Raw genomic sequence first — 12,475 nt, 5'->3', positions numbered from 1 at the left:
ACGGACGGACCGGCACCGGGGCCTACCCCGCCGTCGGGGAGCGAAAGGTGAGCACTGCCAGAATGAGCGGCGTGGACGACAAGAGCCTGACCGAGAACAGCGCCGCGACGAACCGGACGAGTCTGTGGGGTGGCCGGTTCGCCGGTGGCCCCGCCGAGGCCCTGGCGCGGCTGTCGGTGAGCGTCCAGTTCGACTGGCGTCTCGCCCCGTACGACATCGCGGGTTCCCGGGCGCACGCCCGGGTGCTGGCCGGCGCGGGGCTGCTCGACCCCGACGAGCTGGGAAGGATCCTGGCCGCGTTGGACGACCTGGAGGCGGCCTGCGCGTCCGGGCAGTTCCGTCCGACGATCGACGACGAGGACGTGCACACCGCGTTGGAGCGGGGCCTGCTGGAGCGGCTCGGCAGCCTCGGCGGAAAGCTGCGCGCGGGCCGGTCCCGCAACGACCAGGTCGCCACCGACCTGCGGCTCTATCTGCGTGACCACGCCCGGGGGGTGGCCGCCCGGCTGGTCGAGCTGGCCGAGGCGCTGGTGGAGCAGGCGGATCGGCACGTCGACACGGCGGCGCCGGGGATGACCCACCTCCAGCACGCCCAGCCGGTCACCTTCGGGCACTGGCTGCTGGCCCACGTCCAGCCGCTGCTGCGGGACCTGGAGCGGCTGCGCGACTGGGACCACCGTACGGCGGTCAGCCCGCTCGGTGCGGGCGCGCTGGCCGGCTCGGGCCTGCCGCTGGACCCGGTGGCGGTCTCGAAGGAGCTGGGTTTCCGGACGTCGTTCGCCAACTCGATGGACGCGGTCGCCGACCGCGACTTCGTCGCCGAGTTCCTCTTCGTCACCGCGCTGGTCGGGGTGCACCTGTCCCGCCTCGGCGAGGAGGTGGTGCTGTGGACGTCGCACGAGTTCGGCTGGGTGGAGCTGGACGACGCGTTCGCCACCGGGTCGTCGATCATGCCGCAGAAGAAGAACGCGGACATCGCCGAGCTGGCCCGGGGCAAGTCCGGCCGGCTGGTCGGCGGGCTGATGAGTGTGCTGACGATGCTCAAGGGCCTGCCGATGACCTACGACCGGGACATGCAGGAGGACAAGGAGCCCGCGTTCGACGCGGTCGACACCCTGGAGCTGCTGCTGCCGGCGCTGGCCGGGATGATCTCCACGATGACGGTTCGGGTGGACCGCCTGGTCGCCGCCGCGCCGGTGGGCTTCTCGCTCGCCACCGAGGTCGCCGACTGGCTGGTCCGGCGCAACGTGCCGTTCCGCGACGCGCACGAGATCACCGGCAAGCTGGTGGCGCTCTGCGCGGCGCGCGACTGTGCCCTCGAGGACGTGTCCGACGCCGACCTGGCGGCGGTCAGCGAGCACCTCGACCCGTCGGTACGCGACGTGCTGTCGGTCCGGTCGGCGCTGGCCGCCCGGATCACCCCCGGCTCCACCGGTCCCGGCCCGGTCGCCGACCAGCTCGCCGCCGCGTCCGACCAGCTCACCGGCTGGCGCGAGTGGGCCGCCGAAGTGGTCGTCCCCCGCTGAGCCGACCCGCGCCGGTCGTCCGTCGTCCCGTGGTCCGGGGCGCGGGCGACCGGGCGTGGTCCGGCCGGTCCGCGTCGCGGCCGGTCGTGTGGATTGGCCGCCGGTCAGGTGGGGCGGGTGGGTCGCCGCGCCGCCGGTCAGGTGGGGCGTTCGCGGCGGGGCAGCTTCGCCACCACCGCCTCGTACGAGCCGTCGACCGCCTCGACCAGTTCGTCGTCGGGGATGGTGCCGCCCAGGTCGAGCGCGTTCCAGCCGGAGCGGCCGACGTACGGCATCGGTCGGGCGTCGGCGGGGAACCGGTGCAGCCACTCGTCGGCGACCTCGCGGCTCGGGCCGCACTTCACCCCGACCCGGGCGGTGCCGTCGGGTGCGCCGAGGAAGGCGAAGATCCGGCTGCCCACCTTCACCACCTCGTCGCCCTCCCAGGGGCGGTCCAGCCAGGCCCCCGGCTTGCCGAGGCAGTACGCCAGCATCTCCTCGCGGGTCACGGTGTCCTCCCGGTGCGGTGGTGGTCGGCCCAGTCTCCCCGACCCGGCCCGCGCCGGCTGGTCGGTCGTTCTGGCCGTTGCCGCCGCGTCGCCGGTGGCGGAGGGACGGTGATCACGGTAGGTGACTATGGCTCCGTGACCACGTTGAGTGACCTCTGCTCTGCGGACACCCACATGCCTTCGTCTCCTTTGCTCTGCTGCCCTTTCCGCACCACCCGCTTGAGCTGCGAATGTCGGTGGAGCTGAGGCGGCAGCTTGGAGCAGCAACCGTGACTCCGGGTGTCTGTCGCTTCGAGGTCAGCAGAGCAAAGCGCCGCAGGGGGAGAGGTGGCGGCGGCCAGCGAAATACTCTACGTAGTGGGTTCGCCGGGGACGCCTGATCAACCCCACCATCGGGTGGCGGCCGGCGTTGGCATCGTCGTGGCGGGGGTCAGGCGGTGCGGGTGGCCAGGCGTTCGTAGCGCTGCCGGGCGGCCTGCGCGCTGCCCAGGCCGAGGCCGTGGCCGATCGTCTGCCAGGTCAGTCCCCGGGCCCGTGCCGTCGTCAGCAGGCCCGCCTCCAGCGTGTCGAGTTCGGCCCGCAGGTGCGGCAGCAGGGTCAGCGCGGCCATCAGGTCGGCGCCGTCGACGGGCTCCTCGTCGGCGTCCGGCACGATCCCGCCGGCGGCGAGCGCGGTGACCACGCAGACCGCCTCCCACGGGTCGGCGAGGTGCGGGTTGGTGTGCCGGCGGCGTCGGGCATCGGTGTCGGCATGCCGCTCGCTGAGCCGGTGCAGTGCGGCGTAGGTCCGTTCGGCCCGGGCGCGGCTCGCGTCGGGTGCGGTGAAGGCGTCGTTCATGCCCCCATCCCAGCCCATCAACAAGGCGTTGTCAACGAAACGTTCAAACGATCCGTCGGTTTGCCGATTTTCGTCGGGCGGCGTTACCTGGACCGGTGGACTACCCGTGGCTGCACGCCCCCGCCGCCGAGGTCGCCGCGACGGCGCGCACCCAGCTCGGCTGGGAGTTCGCCGCCGGCGGCGTCCGTGTCAGGCTGACCGAGGTCGAGGCGTACGCGGGCACCGGCGAGGACCAGGCGGCGTTGGCTGCCGGCGTGGTCAAGGCCGACGCCAGGCTCGCCGAGATCAGAGACCGCCTGGCCAGCATCGCCACCGGACGGGTTGGCGTCGACCTGGCGGACACCGAGGCGGTGTGGGATGCCATCGACCGAATGGAAGTCGACCAGGTCCGCACGATCATCGAGACCGCATGCCAATCGATCCGGCTCATGCCACGGCGGAAGGGTGCCGGGCTACCGAAGGGCGACGATGTCCAGATCACCTGGCGGACTTCCAAAACAGAAGGCTTACCCATTGTCGGCTGACCTGCTTGCCATCCTGACGCAACCCGCCCCGCTGGTCGCCCCCCGCCTGATCGGCTGGACGCTGACCCACCGCGCCCCGGACGGATCGGTAACCCTCGAACTGACTGAGGTCGAGGCGTACGCGGGCGAGAACGATCCCGCCTCCCACGCCTGGCGTGGTCCAACCACCCGCAACTCGGTGATGTTCGGTCCCGCTGGCAGGCTCTACGTCTACCTGTCCCACGGGCTGCACTACTGCGCCAACGTGGTCACTGGCACCGAGGGTACGGCGTCGGCAGTGCTGTTCAGGGCTGGTCGGGTGGTCGGCGGGGTCGATGTGGCGCAGCGTCGCCGAGGTGAGCGAGTCGCCCTGCACTCGCTCGCCCGTGGTCCCGGTAACCTCGGTCAAGCGCTTGCGCTGACGCGCGAGCACACCGGCAGTGACCTGCTCGCCGGTGGCCCCCTCATTCTCGGCCCACCTACGAGCCCGGTCGGACCCGTGTCCTTTGGGCCGAGGGTCGGCGTCAGTCGGGCGAGCGAGCGGTCCTGGCGCTATTGGCTGACGGGTGACCCGACCGTCTCGGCGTATCGCCGTGGTCGACTGGCCGGCGGGTCTGTTGCGTGACCCGTGCCAACCTCGGCAGCTCCCGGTGGCACGGCGACTCGCAGACATGGGCAGAGCGCGGGTTGGTCTGACCCTTGACGACCTGGTCTGTCTTGTCGGGGTCACTGGGCAGCCGGTTGGCTACGTAGCATCGCCCCATGCTTGAAGCTCTCTGCGCGCTGGTTGGGTGCCTCTTGATCCCGTACGTGCTGATCTTCCTGGTCACCGGCGGCGAGTTCATCCAGAGCATGTCTCGACTGTCTCGTTCGCCGGCTCAGCGGTACCCCCGGTCGCCGGGCCTATTTGCCGAGTTGGCGCGACGGCATCGGCGAGCGATGTTCGTAGTCCGGGAGCTTGATCGCCGCGACGAGAAGCCGGACGAAGAGCAGTGAACGGCACGCGTAGGCCCTCCCTGTCAACGGGCTTCAGCGTTCACATGAGCAGCGGCGAGGTGGGGTCAATGAGATCGAGGTCGTGCATGCCTGGTTTGGACCCGTCATCGTGCTGCTTGACCTCTGCGTCTCGCAGCATTGCCTCGATGCATGCCTTGACCCATCGCTCTTCGCCCCGGAGGTCCGCCATGCTGGCAACTATCCCGCCCTCCATCTCGGTGGGCACCCGGTCGGAACCCAGAAGCGCCACCTCCATGCTCGGCAGGTACTCGAGGCGGCGCAGGCTGCCGGTCGGCTGGTACGACCGAGGGCCGGCGTCCTTGATCGCACGAAGCAGGGTGTACGCGGCGTCCTTGTTGTCGTTGGTGTCGAGCTTGCCGAGCACCGGCACACCAGCGTGCACGCCTCGGAAGGTCAGCCGGACCACGGTGCCCTGACCGTGCCGACCGGAGGATGCGTCGACATCACCCCGGGCCTTCCGGGCGAGAGCTTGCGCGCCGGAGATGATCGTTCGGCTTGCTTCTCGCACCGATACTTGAGTTATGGATGTGGCTGGCGGAGTTGCGATCTACGGTGCGCTCGTTGCTACGGCTTCGGCAGCATGGCAGCTCGTCACCTACTGGCAGGGGAACAAGCCAAGGCTGGTCATCACCGGAAGCTCTTTTGTCTTCATTGATGGTGAGGCGGAGGCGAACGTGTTCGACCGGGCGCTGAAGACTGACGGCAAGAGTGATCACGGTCCACCCTTCTTGATCGAGATCGAGATCAGGAACACCGGTCGCGTCAAAGTCCAGCTATCGAGGCTCCTTGTCTCGCAACTCGACGGCGAGAAGGGCGCAGACTGGGATCTCGGCCCATGGGCCGAACTTCCACTGTGGCTTGAGCCAGGTGAGGCCGTTACGTTCCCCCTGACCGCGAAGGAGTTGGCCGAGTTCAGCTTCACGGCTCGCGCTCAGGTGGTGGTACGAGCCTCGACCGGCCGCCTATTCAAGCATCGACTTCCGGCGTTCAGCCTAGCCTCTGGGAAGGACCACCATGTGGTTCTTGGCCTCCCCTTCTATCAAGAACTGATCAAGAGAACACCTTTGCCGCCGGGAGTGATGTCGGCAGAAATGATATCGAGATACATCGTTGATCGTGAACAGGTGGAAGACGTGCCACCACAGGCCAACGGGGACGCCCGGGTCCCGTGGATATGGCGTCCCTGATCACTCTTGACTACTTGCCTCCTGCCCAGCGAGCCAAGTCTTCCCGGTCGTACACGTCAACCCCGTTGCGCTTGTTGCGCGGCGTGGGCACGTCCCCTGCTCGTCGTTGCACCCGCTTCTTGGTGGCCTCGTACGACCAGGGCAGCACCCCGGTTGCGCATGCTTCCTTGAGCGTCAGCCTGTTGTCCCCGCAGGGCTTGATAGGCCTGTTGACCTGGGAAGGGGACACCTCCGGGGACATCGCCAGCGAGCGAGCCTCTGAGGGGGTCAGGTAGGCCACCTGCGTCTCTGTACCGGGCGAGGCAGCGCACCCTGAAGTTCTCCCGGCTTTCCGGTCCACCGATGGCTCGGGCGGTGAGTATCTGCGCCACGCCGATCACGTTGACCTTGGCGCTGCGTCCCATGAACAGCAGCTCGCCGAGCGCCCCGACAGCCGGGGACCGCTTCGGGTCTCCCTTCTCCCGGTTGTCCGCCCACCAGTTCGCAAGCTGCGTCAAGGTCGCGTTCAGCTCCTCGCAGATGACCGGCACCAGGGAGCGGTCCGCTGCTGCTGAGCCCACCCACCAGCCCGGTCGCCCGGGCCGAGGTCTCCGCCGGCCCCCGGGTCGGGGTAGCCGCCGCCCACGACGTGCCCTGGCGGTTCTGGATCACCGGCGACCCGACGGTCAGCCCCTACCGCCGGCACGTACCCCGACGTCGCACCTGACCGGCAGATCGGCCAGTGCCGGACTCACGCGGCTTTGCCGACCTGGAAGGAGGTGACCAGAGGGGTTGCCTCGATGGCGGGCTGCGCGACCTCCTCAAGGTATGCCTCGACGGCCTCCCGTAGGTTGACCAGTGCCTCGTCGACCGACCCGCCCTGGCTCGCCACGTCCAGTTCCAGGCAGCGAGCGACGTACCAGTCGTCTTCCTGATGGACAGCGGCCGTGAACGTTCTCACTATTTCCGCTCTCCCAGAACATCGGTCCGTGCTCATCCTACGAGCCCGGCGGACATTTCCGTGCGTCGCCGACCCGCTGACGGCGTGCCGCAGTTCTTCCGTCGTCGCACCAAGGCGGGGGCGCCCGGTCCTGGCGAAGTTGGTTAGCATTCGCGCGCAACCATGACCCTGGAGGTGGTCGGGATGGACTCACACGAGGCCGGAGTACTGGTCGGTCGGCTGGCCTGCGTGGTCATTCCGCTGCTGGCGATGCTGGTGCTGGCCGCGGTGGTCGTGGTGGCGGTGCAGATGGCCCGCCGCCGGCCGACCCCGCCCGGGCCACCCCCGTCGGCCCCGTCCTGGCCCCCGCCCGGCCCGGCCGGGTACGGCCCGCCCGCCGCGCCGTCGCACCCCACGCCGCCGGCCACCGGTTCCGCCGGGGACACTCCGCCGGCCCCCGCCGGTCCGCCGCTCGGCGCATCGGACCAGCCCGGCCCGGGTACGCCCCCGCAGGGGGAGCGGCCGCCGGCGGGGTGACCGGGGCCACCCCGGGCGTGGTCGCCGCCGGAATAGTTGACGCTGCAACTATGTTGTGCGCGACGTCCGGGTACCACGAACGGTCCCGGTATCTCAGACGCGAGGAGCTGGTCATGCAGTTCGGAGTCTTCACCGTCGGCGATGTCACGGTCGACCCGACCACCGGACGGGAGCCGACCGAGCACGAGCGGATCAAGGCGATGGTGGCGATCGCCCTCAAGGCCGAGGAGGTCGGTCTCGACGTCTTCGCCACCGGCGAGCACCACAACCGCCCGTTCGTCCCCTCCTCGCCCACCACCATGCTGGGGCACATCGCGGCCCGTACCGAGCGGCTGCTGCTGTCCACCTCGACCACGCTGATCACCACCAACGACCCGGTGAAGATCGCCGAGGACTACGCCATGCTCCAGCACCTGGCCGACGGCCGGGTGGACCTGATGATGGGGCGCGGCAACACCGGGCCGGTCTACCCGTGGTTCGGGCAGGACATCCGCAACGGCATCCGGCTCGCCGTCGAGAACTACGAGCTGCTGCACCGGCTGTGGCGTGAGGACATCGTCGACTGGCAGGGCAAGTTCCGCACCCCGTTGCAGTCGTTCACCTCGACCCCGCGCCCGCTCGACGGCGTGCCGCCGTTCGTCTGGCACGGCTCGATCCGCAGCCCCGAGATCGCCGAGCAGGCCGCGTACTACGGTGACGGCTTCTTCGCCAACCACATCTTCTGGCCCAAGGAGCACACCCAGCGGATGGTCGGCCTCTACCGGCAGCGCTTCGCCCACTACGGCCACGGCTCGCCCGAGCAGGCCATCGTCGGCCTCGGCGGCCAGGTGTTCATGCGGCGCAACTCGCAGGACGCGGTACGCGAGTTCCGGCCGTACTTCGACAACGCGCCGGTCTACGGGCACGGGCCGTCGCTTGAGGAGTTCACCCGGGAGACCCCGCTGACCGTGGGCAGCCCGCAGCAGGTCATCGACCGTACCCTCGGCTTCCGCGAGTACGTCGGCGACTACCAGCGGCAGCTGTTCCTGCTCGACCACGCGGGGCTGCCCCTGAAGACGGTGCTGGAGCAGCTCGACCTGCTCGGCGAGGAGGTCGTACCGGTGCTGCGCAAGGAGTTCGACGCGCTGCGTCCGGCGCACGTGCCGGTCGCGCCCACCCACGCCTCGCTGGTCGCCGCCCGCGACGCCGCCGACCGGGCGGCCAACGGGACGGCCGACGCCGGTGACCTGGCCGGGGCCGGGGCGGAGGGTCGACGATGACCCGCCGCACCCTGGCCGTGGTGTCGGCGGGGCTGAGCCAACCGTCGTCCACCCGGCTGCTCGCCGACCAGCTCGCCGCGGCCGCCCGCGACGAGCTGGTCCGGCGCGGCGACGAGGTGGAGCTGCGGGTGGTGGAGCTGCGCGACCACGCCCACGACGTGGTGAACAACCTGCTCACCGGCTTCCCGTCGACCGGGCTGCGGGCCGCCCTCGACGCGGTCACCGGCGCCGACGGCATCGTCGCGGTCACGCCGATCTTCAACGCGTCGTACAACGGGCTGTTCAAGTCCTTCTTCGACGTGGTGGACGCCCAGGCGCTGGTCGACCGGCCGGTGCTGATCGGCGCGACCGGCGGCACCGCCCGGCACTCGCTGGCCCTGGAGCACGCCGTCCGGCCGATGTTCGGCTACCTGCGGGCGGTGGTGCTGCCGACGTCGGTGTTCGCCGCGCCGGAGGACTGGTCCGGCGGCACCGCCGAGGGCGCGCTGCGGTCCCGCATCCAGCGGGCCGGCCGGGAGCTGGCCGACCAGGTCGACCGCCGGCCGGCTGCCGCCGGGCCGGCCGACCCGTTCGCCCTCACCACCGACTTCGCGCAGCTCCTCGGCGGCGGTCGGGAGGACTGACCCTCACCGGTACGGGTGGGCCACCAGCACCGGGCAGTGGGCGTGCTGCACCACCGCCTGGCTGACCGAACCCAGCAGCAGGCCGGTGAAACCACCCCGCCCCCGGGTGCCGACGGCCAGCACCGACGCCGTCGCGCTCGCCTCGACCAGGCCCTGCGCCACCCCGACCGCCCGGACCGGATGCTCCCGCAGCACCACGTCCGGGTGGTCGGCGCGTACGGCGGCGGACGCCTCGGCGAGCAGCCGCACGGCGTGCGCCCGGTACGTGGCCTCGGCCTGCTCCGTGTCGGCCTGTTCCGTGTCGGCCCCGTCCCGTTCCGGCGGGGTGGGGCCGACGTGCACCAGCACCAGCGGGACCCCCCGCCGGACGGCTTCGGCGGCGGCCTGGTCGGCGGCCACCCCGGCGGCCGGCGAGCCGTCCACGCCCACCAGCACCGGCCCGTCCGGGCGACCGGCAGGCGTTTCCGGACGGACCACCAGCACCGGGCAGTGCGCGTGCGCGGCGACCTGCGCGCCGACCGAGCCGAGCAGCAAGCCGGCGAACCCGCCCAGGCCCCGGCTGCCCACCACCACCAGGTCGGCCCGGCGGGACTCCTCGACCAGCGTCGCTCCGGCCCCACCGGCGACCTGCCGCGCCTGCACGGTCAGCCCCGACCACCTGTCGGTCAGCTCGGCGGCGGTCCGCTCCAACATCCGCTGCGCCTCCTGCGACGGCGCGGGCACCCCCAGGTCGTACGGGTTCAGCGGGACGCCGTACCCGAGCGGGTGCAGGTAGCCGTGCACCAGGTGCAGGGACGCGCCGCGCAGCACCGCCGCGTGGGCGGCCTGCTCCGCGGCGGCCAGGCTGGCCGGCGATCCGTCCACCCCCACCACTACCGGTCGGTTCATCAGCCCTCCCAGGATCGGTTCAGCCCTCGTGGCCGGTCCGACCCATTGTCGACGTGCCGGCCCGCCCGCACCGGCAGGTGACCCGGCCGGGCGCGCCGCCACCTGCGGTCAGCCCGGCCGGTGCCGGACGATCACCAGCGGGCCGTGCCCGTGGTGCAGCACCGCGTGGCTGACCGAACCGAGCAGCACCCCGCCCAGGGCGCCGCGGCCGTGCGCGCCGACGACGGTGAGCTGGGCCGACGCCGACTCCTCGACCAGCACCCGCGCCGCCGCGCCGGGCACCAGCCGCCGGGTCACCGGCACGTCCGGATAGCGTTCCGACCAGCCAGCCAGCGCTTCGGCGAGCACCCGTTCCTCCTCGGCGGCGACCGCCTCCACGTCGTAGACCAGCGGCAGCAGGTCACCCGGGCCGAGCGGTGCCGGCGTCAGCCAGGCGTGCACGGCCAGCAGGCCGGTGTCCCGTTGCGCCGCTGCGGCGAAGGCGAAGCCGAGTGCCTCGGTGGACAGCGCCGACCCGTCCACCCCGACCAGCACCGGGCCGTCGGCCCGTGGCTCACCCCTGACCACCAGCACCGGGCAGTCCGCGCGGGCCGAGACCTGGACCGCCACCGAGCCGATCAGCAGCCCGGCGAAGCCGCCCAGCCCCCGGGTGCCGAGCACCACCAGCGCCGCTTCGCGCGCCTCGCGCAGCAGCACCGGGGTCGGCGGGCCGTCGGACACCTGGCCGGTGACGGTCAGCTCGGGGGCGATCTTGCCGGCTTCGGCGACCGCTTCGGCGACGATCCGTTCGGCCCCGGTGCGCAGCCCGCCGTCGGGCGGTCCGCCGGGCGCGGGGCCGAGCGGGACGCCGAAGAGCGGCCAGACGAACGCATGCACCACCCGCAGCGGGCGGTTGCGGGCGACGGCCTCCCGGGCGGCCACCCCGACCGCGTCCAACGCCGATCGGGAACCGTCCACACCCACCACGACGGGGGCACCGGCTCTGCTGGTCATCACGTCCTCCTTCGTCCCTCTCCAGCCTGGTCCGGTCCGGCCCGCCCGGTCAGGGGCGTCCGCCCCGACCGGCGGGCCCAAGGTCCCGGGTGGGGCGGTCGGGCGGTGGGCGCTGCGCAATGTCGCCGAAGTTGCGGTTTCGGAGCCGTCGGACACCGCTGTTTCGGTGCCATGGAGTTGATCGAGCGTCACGTCGTCGTGGCGTACCCCCGGGTCGGCCGGGGGCGCGGGCGATCCGCCGCAGGTCACGGGACCAACGGCCCTGCCGTTGCGCCGCCGACGGGTGTGCCATGGAGGTGACGACCACCGGCGAAGGGCACCCCGATGACTCCTCTGGAGATGCTCACCGAGCACCCCTTCCTCGCCGGGCTGCCGCCGCAGTGGCTGCCCCGGCTGACCGGGTACGCCCGACCGGTGGTCTGGCACCCCGGTCACCGCCTGTTCCGCGCCGGTCAGCCGGCGGAGCGGTTCTGGTTGGTCCGGGGCGGTGAGGTGGCGCTGGACTTCCCGGTCCCCGCGCGCGGCGACGTCGGTATCGAGTCGATCGGGGCGGGTGGGGTGCTGGGCTGGTCGTGGCTGTTCCCGCCGTACCGCTGGCAGTTCGGGGCGGTGGCCGTCCGACGGACCCCGACCGTGGAGTTCACCGCCGAGGGGGTACGCCGGCTGATGGAGTCCGACGACGCCCTGGGCCGGCAGCTCACCACCCGGTTCATGAGCGTGGTGGTGGACCGGCTCCAGGCGTCCCGGGTCCGGCTGCTCGACCTGTACGGCTACCCGACCTCGGCGGCGAGCTGACCCGCGTCCGGGTGGGCACCCCCGGTGGCGTCGGCCCGGGCCGCTGTGCCGGTGTCGGGGGGGTGCGTGCGGCGGTGACCAGTCCCGCCGGTTGGACGAAGACCGTCCGGCGGGCCACCGCCTCGTCCCGGGCGTCGAGCCGGTAGCCGTCGAGCCAGACCCAGCCGTCGTACGTGGGCCAGTCGAGCACGCGGATCACCCGGAACCGGACCGGCCTGACGAACTGGACGCTTGCCGCCCGGGTCAGCAGGAGCAGGTCGCCCGCCTTCGGCAGAGGCGCGTTCACCGCCGACCGAACACGCTGCGGTACCGACGCCACGCCCTGATCCGGGTGCGGGCGGCCTCCACCGCCGGGCAGAACCCGGTGCCGGTGCACCGTTCGCACCGCCGGTCGCGGTGCTGGTCCAGGCAGCGCCAGGCCAGTTCGATCAGGTACGGCACCGCACGGCGTCGACACATTCCGCCTCCCGGGGGTGGGGTCGTCGCGGCACCCCGCCCCGCCGAGCCCAGCTCCACCAGGGCGGAGGCACCGCGTCACCGATTCCACACCCTTGGTCACCCCCCTGTCAATTCTGGTAGACCTAATATTGCCCGGCCATGTCACGCGCGCTAGGTTAGGTGGACCGGATCATGCGCTGATAAATCGGGTAGGCAAGCCCATGTCTACCTTGTTGCGCATGGGTGAGCCGGAGGTGCCAGGGCCGCTTGTCGGACCGGCGGAGATGATGGCGATGCTGGGCGTGGGCCGCTCCCGACTGCGCCAGATCGTCGTCCACCCCAAGTTCCCGCGCCCGTTCCAGACGTTGCAGGGCGGCTCGGTGTGGCTGCGGTCCGACGTCGAGGCATACATCCGGGACCACCGGCAGCCCCGTCCGGCCGACGAGGACACCCAGGGCTGACTG

18 protein-coding genes and 1 pseudogene are annotated in these 12,475 nt (G+C 71.7%); 11 read left to right on the top strand and 8 right to left on the bottom strand.

The window, feature by feature from the left end:
- Nucleotides 1–62 precede the first annotated feature (62 nt).
- Nucleotides 63–1,526, top strand: coding sequence for an argininosuccinate lyase (gene argH, locus ACN260_RS18285; protein WP_422756745.1), 1,464 nt, complete (start codon nucleotides 63–65; stop codon nucleotides 1,524–1,526).
- Nucleotides 1,527–1,663: 137 nt separating this feature from the next.
- Here argH and ACN260_RS18280 read toward each other — a convergent pair whose 3' ends face one another.
- Both ACN260_RS18280 and ACN260_RS18275 read right to left on the bottom strand, forming a co-directional pair.
- Nucleotides 1,664–2,014 carry an MmcQ/YjbR family DNA-binding protein gene (locus ACN260_RS18280; protein ID WP_422752269.1) on the bottom strand — a complete coding sequence of 117 codons (351 nt, stop codon included), beginning with the start codon at nucleotides 2,012–2,014 and terminating at the stop codon, nucleotides 1,664–1,666.
- A gap of 430 nt (nucleotides 2,015–2,444) precedes the next feature.
- Complete coding sequence (locus ACN260_RS18275) at nucleotides 2,445–2,852, bottom strand: DNA-binding protein (protein ID WP_422752268.1); 408 nt, start codon at nucleotides 2,850–2,852, stop codon at nucleotides 2,445–2,447.
- Between the two features lie 95 nt (nucleotides 2,853–2,947).
- On the opposite strand from ACN260_RS18275, the gene ACN260_RS18270 reads away from it, so the two are divergent.
- From ACN260_RS18270 to ACN260_RS18260, 3 genes are all read left to right on the top strand, one after another.
- Nucleotides 2,948–3,376, top strand: coding sequence for a hypothetical protein (locus ACN260_RS18270; RefSeq protein ID WP_422752267.1), 429 nt, complete (start codon nucleotides 2,948–2,950; stop codon nucleotides 3,374–3,376).
- Nucleotides 3,321–3,980: a DNA-3-methyladenine glycosylase gene (locus tag ACN260_RS18265; RefSeq protein WP_422752266.1), complete on the top strand. Its 660-nt coding sequence runs from the start codon at nucleotides 3,321–3,323 to the stop codon at nucleotides 3,978–3,980. Before ACN260_RS18270 ends, ACN260_RS18265 begins: the two co-directional genes overlap by 56 nt.
- Nucleotides 3,981–4,117: 137 nt before the next feature.
- Nucleotides 4,118–4,351 carry a hypothetical protein gene (locus tag ACN260_RS18260; RefSeq protein ID WP_422752265.1) on the top strand — a complete coding sequence of 78 codons (234 nt, stop codon included), beginning with the start codon at nucleotides 4,118–4,120 and terminating at the stop codon, nucleotides 4,349–4,351.
- Nucleotides 4,352–4,391: 40 nt separating this feature from the next.
- Here ACN260_RS18260 and ACN260_RS18255 read toward each other — a convergent pair whose 3' ends face one another.
- Nucleotides 4,392–4,736 carry a hypothetical protein gene (locus ACN260_RS18255; protein ID WP_422752264.1) on the bottom strand — a complete coding sequence of 115 codons (345 nt, stop codon included), beginning with the start codon at nucleotides 4,734–4,736 and terminating at the stop codon, nucleotides 4,392–4,394.
- Nucleotides 4,737–4,893: 157 nt separating this feature from the next.
- Here ACN260_RS18255 and ACN260_RS18250 point away from each other — a divergent pair, with 157 nt between their 5' ends.
- Together ACN260_RS18250 and ACN260_RS18245 are read left to right on the top strand one after the other, a co-directional pair.
- Nucleotides 4,894–5,559: a hypothetical protein gene (locus tag ACN260_RS18250; protein WP_422752263.1), complete on the top strand. Its 666-nt coding sequence runs from the start codon at nucleotides 4,894–4,896 to the stop codon at nucleotides 5,557–5,559.
- Between the two features lie 532 nt (nucleotides 5,560–6,091).
- Nucleotides 6,092–6,265 (top strand): annotated as a pseudogene (locus ACN260_RS18245) (DNA-3-methyladenine glycosylase); the annotation flags it as partial.
- 24 nt (nucleotides 6,266–6,289) lie between these two features.
- Here the strand turns inward: ACN260_RS18245 and ACN260_RS18240 are convergent.
- The gene (locus ACN260_RS18240; RefSeq protein WP_422752262.1) at nucleotides 6,290–6,499 is read right to left on the bottom strand and encodes a type II toxin-antitoxin system HicB family antitoxin; all 210 of its coding nucleotides are present in this window, start codon (nucleotides 6,497–6,499) and stop codon (nucleotides 6,290–6,292) included.
- Nucleotides 6,500–6,682: 183 nt separating this feature from the next.
- On the opposite strand from ACN260_RS18240, the gene ACN260_RS18235 reads away from it, so the two are divergent.
- From ACN260_RS18235 to ACN260_RS18225, 3 genes are all read left to right on the top strand, one after another.
- The gene (locus tag ACN260_RS18235; RefSeq protein WP_422752261.1) at nucleotides 6,683–7,015 is read left to right on the top strand and encodes a hypothetical protein; all 333 of its coding nucleotides are present in this window, start codon (nucleotides 6,683–6,685) and stop codon (nucleotides 7,013–7,015) included.
- A 113-nt stretch (nucleotides 7,016–7,128) separates the two neighbouring features.
- Nucleotides 7,129–8,274 carry an LLM class flavin-dependent oxidoreductase gene (locus ACN260_RS18230; RefSeq protein WP_422752260.1) on the top strand — a complete coding sequence of 382 codons (1,146 nt, stop codon included), beginning with the start codon at nucleotides 7,129–7,131 and terminating at the stop codon, nucleotides 8,272–8,274.
- Entirely contained in the window at nucleotides 8,271–8,897 is a 627-nt protein-coding gene (locus ACN260_RS18225) for an FMN reductase (RefSeq protein ID WP_422752259.1), read from the top strand. The genes ACN260_RS18230 and ACN260_RS18225 overlap by 4 nt, the downstream gene beginning before the upstream one ends.
- A gap of 3 nt (nucleotides 8,898–8,900) precedes the next feature.
- Here ACN260_RS18225 and ACN260_RS18220 read toward each other — a convergent pair whose 3' ends face one another.
- Both ACN260_RS18220 and ACN260_RS18215 read right to left on the bottom strand, forming a co-directional pair.
- A complete protein-coding gene (locus ACN260_RS18220; RefSeq protein WP_422752258.1) occupies nucleotides 8,901–9,785 on the bottom strand; it encodes a universal stress protein in 885 nt (294 codons plus the stop codon).
- A gap of 108 nt (nucleotides 9,786–9,893) precedes the next feature.
- Nucleotides 9,894–10,778, bottom strand: a complete 885-nt coding sequence (locus ACN260_RS18215) for a universal stress protein (protein ID WP_422752257.1) — start codon at nucleotides 10,776–10,778, stop codon at nucleotides 9,894–9,896.
- 324 nt (nucleotides 10,779–11,102) lie between these two features.
- Here ACN260_RS18215 and ACN260_RS18210 point away from each other — a divergent pair, with 324 nt between their 5' ends.
- Entirely contained in the window at nucleotides 11,103–11,573 is a 471-nt protein-coding gene (locus ACN260_RS18210) for a cyclic nucleotide-binding domain-containing protein (RefSeq protein WP_067305204.1), read from the top strand.
- Here the strand turns inward: ACN260_RS18210 and ACN260_RS18205 are convergent.
- Nucleotides 11,488–11,847 (bottom strand): hypothetical protein, encoded by a 360-nt coding sequence (locus ACN260_RS18205; protein ID WP_422756744.1) that lies wholly within the window; start codon nucleotides 11,845–11,847, stop codon nucleotides 11,488–11,490. The genes ACN260_RS18210 and ACN260_RS18205 overlap by 86 nt on opposite strands.
- An 8-nt stretch (nucleotides 11,848–11,855) precedes the next feature.
- Entirely contained in the window at nucleotides 11,856–12,032 is a 177-nt protein-coding gene (locus ACN260_RS18200) for a hypothetical protein (protein WP_422752256.1), read from the bottom strand.
- 218 nt (nucleotides 12,033–12,250) lie between these two features.
- Here ACN260_RS18200 and ACN260_RS18195 point away from each other — a divergent pair, with 218 nt between their 5' ends.
- On the top strand, nucleotides 12,251–12,472 hold the full coding sequence (locus ACN260_RS18195) for a helix-turn-helix transcriptional regulator (RefSeq protein ID WP_204961429.1): 222 nt from the start codon (nucleotides 12,251–12,253) through the stop codon (nucleotides 12,470–12,472).
- Nucleotides 12,473–12,475: the final 3 nt, after the last annotated feature.

It is taken from the genome of Micromonospora sp. WMMD708, from assembly GCF_049315245.1.
Classification (GTDB): domain Bacteria; phylum Actinomycetota; class Actinomycetes; order Mycobacteriales; family Micromonosporaceae; genus Micromonospora; species Micromonospora wenchangensis.
The sequence above is the reverse complement of the archived record's forward strand: the minus strand, read 5'-3'. Positions and strand labels throughout refer to the sequence as shown.

Coding starts and splice junctions, on each gene's coding strand:
- argH (WP_422756745.1), top strand. CDS start 63: ATGAGCGGCGTGGACGACAAGAGCCTGACCGAGAACAGCGCCGCGACG.
- ACN260_RS18275 (WP_422752268.1), bottom strand. CDS start 2,852: ATGAACGACGCCTTCACCGCACCCGACGCGAGCCGCGCCCGGGCCGAA.
- ACN260_RS18265 (WP_422752266.1), top strand. CDS start 3,321: ATGTCCAGATCACCTGGCGGACTTCCAAAACAGAAGGCTTACCCATTG.
- ACN260_RS18260 (WP_422752265.1), top strand. CDS start 4,118: ATGCTTGAAGCTCTCTGCGCGCTGGTTGGGTGCCTCTTGATCCCGTAC.
- ACN260_RS18250 (WP_422752263.1), top strand. CDS start 4,894: ATGGATGTGGCTGGCGGAGTTGCGATCTACGGTGCGCTCGTTGCTACG.
- ACN260_RS18235 (WP_422752261.1), top strand. CDS start 6,683: ATGGACTCACACGAGGCCGGAGTACTGGTCGGTCGGCTGGCCTGCGTG.
- ACN260_RS18230 (WP_422752260.1), top strand. CDS start 7,129: ATGCAGTTCGGAGTCTTCACCGTCGGCGATGTCACGGTCGACCCGACC.
- ACN260_RS18225 (WP_422752259.1), top strand. CDS start 8,271: ATGACCCGCCGCACCCTGGCCGTGGTGTCGGCGGGGCTGAGCCAACCG.
- ACN260_RS18220 (WP_422752258.1), bottom strand. CDS start 9,785: ATGAACCGACCGGTAGTGGTGGGGGTGGACGGATCGCCGGCCAGCCTG.
- ACN260_RS18215 (WP_422752257.1), bottom strand. CDS start 10,778: ATGACCAGCAGAGCCGGTGCCCCCGTCGTGGTGGGTGTGGACGGTTCC.
- ACN260_RS18210 (WP_067305204.1), top strand. CDS start 11,103: ATGACTCCTCTGGAGATGCTCACCGAGCACCCCTTCCTCGCCGGGCTG.
- ACN260_RS18200 (WP_422752256.1), bottom strand. CDS start 12,032: ATGTGTCGACGCCGTGCGGTGCCGTACCTGATCGAACTGGCCTGGCGC.
- ACN260_RS18195 (WP_204961429.1), top strand. CDS start 12,251: ATGGGTGAGCCGGAGGTGCCAGGGCCGCTTGTCGGACCGGCGGAGATG.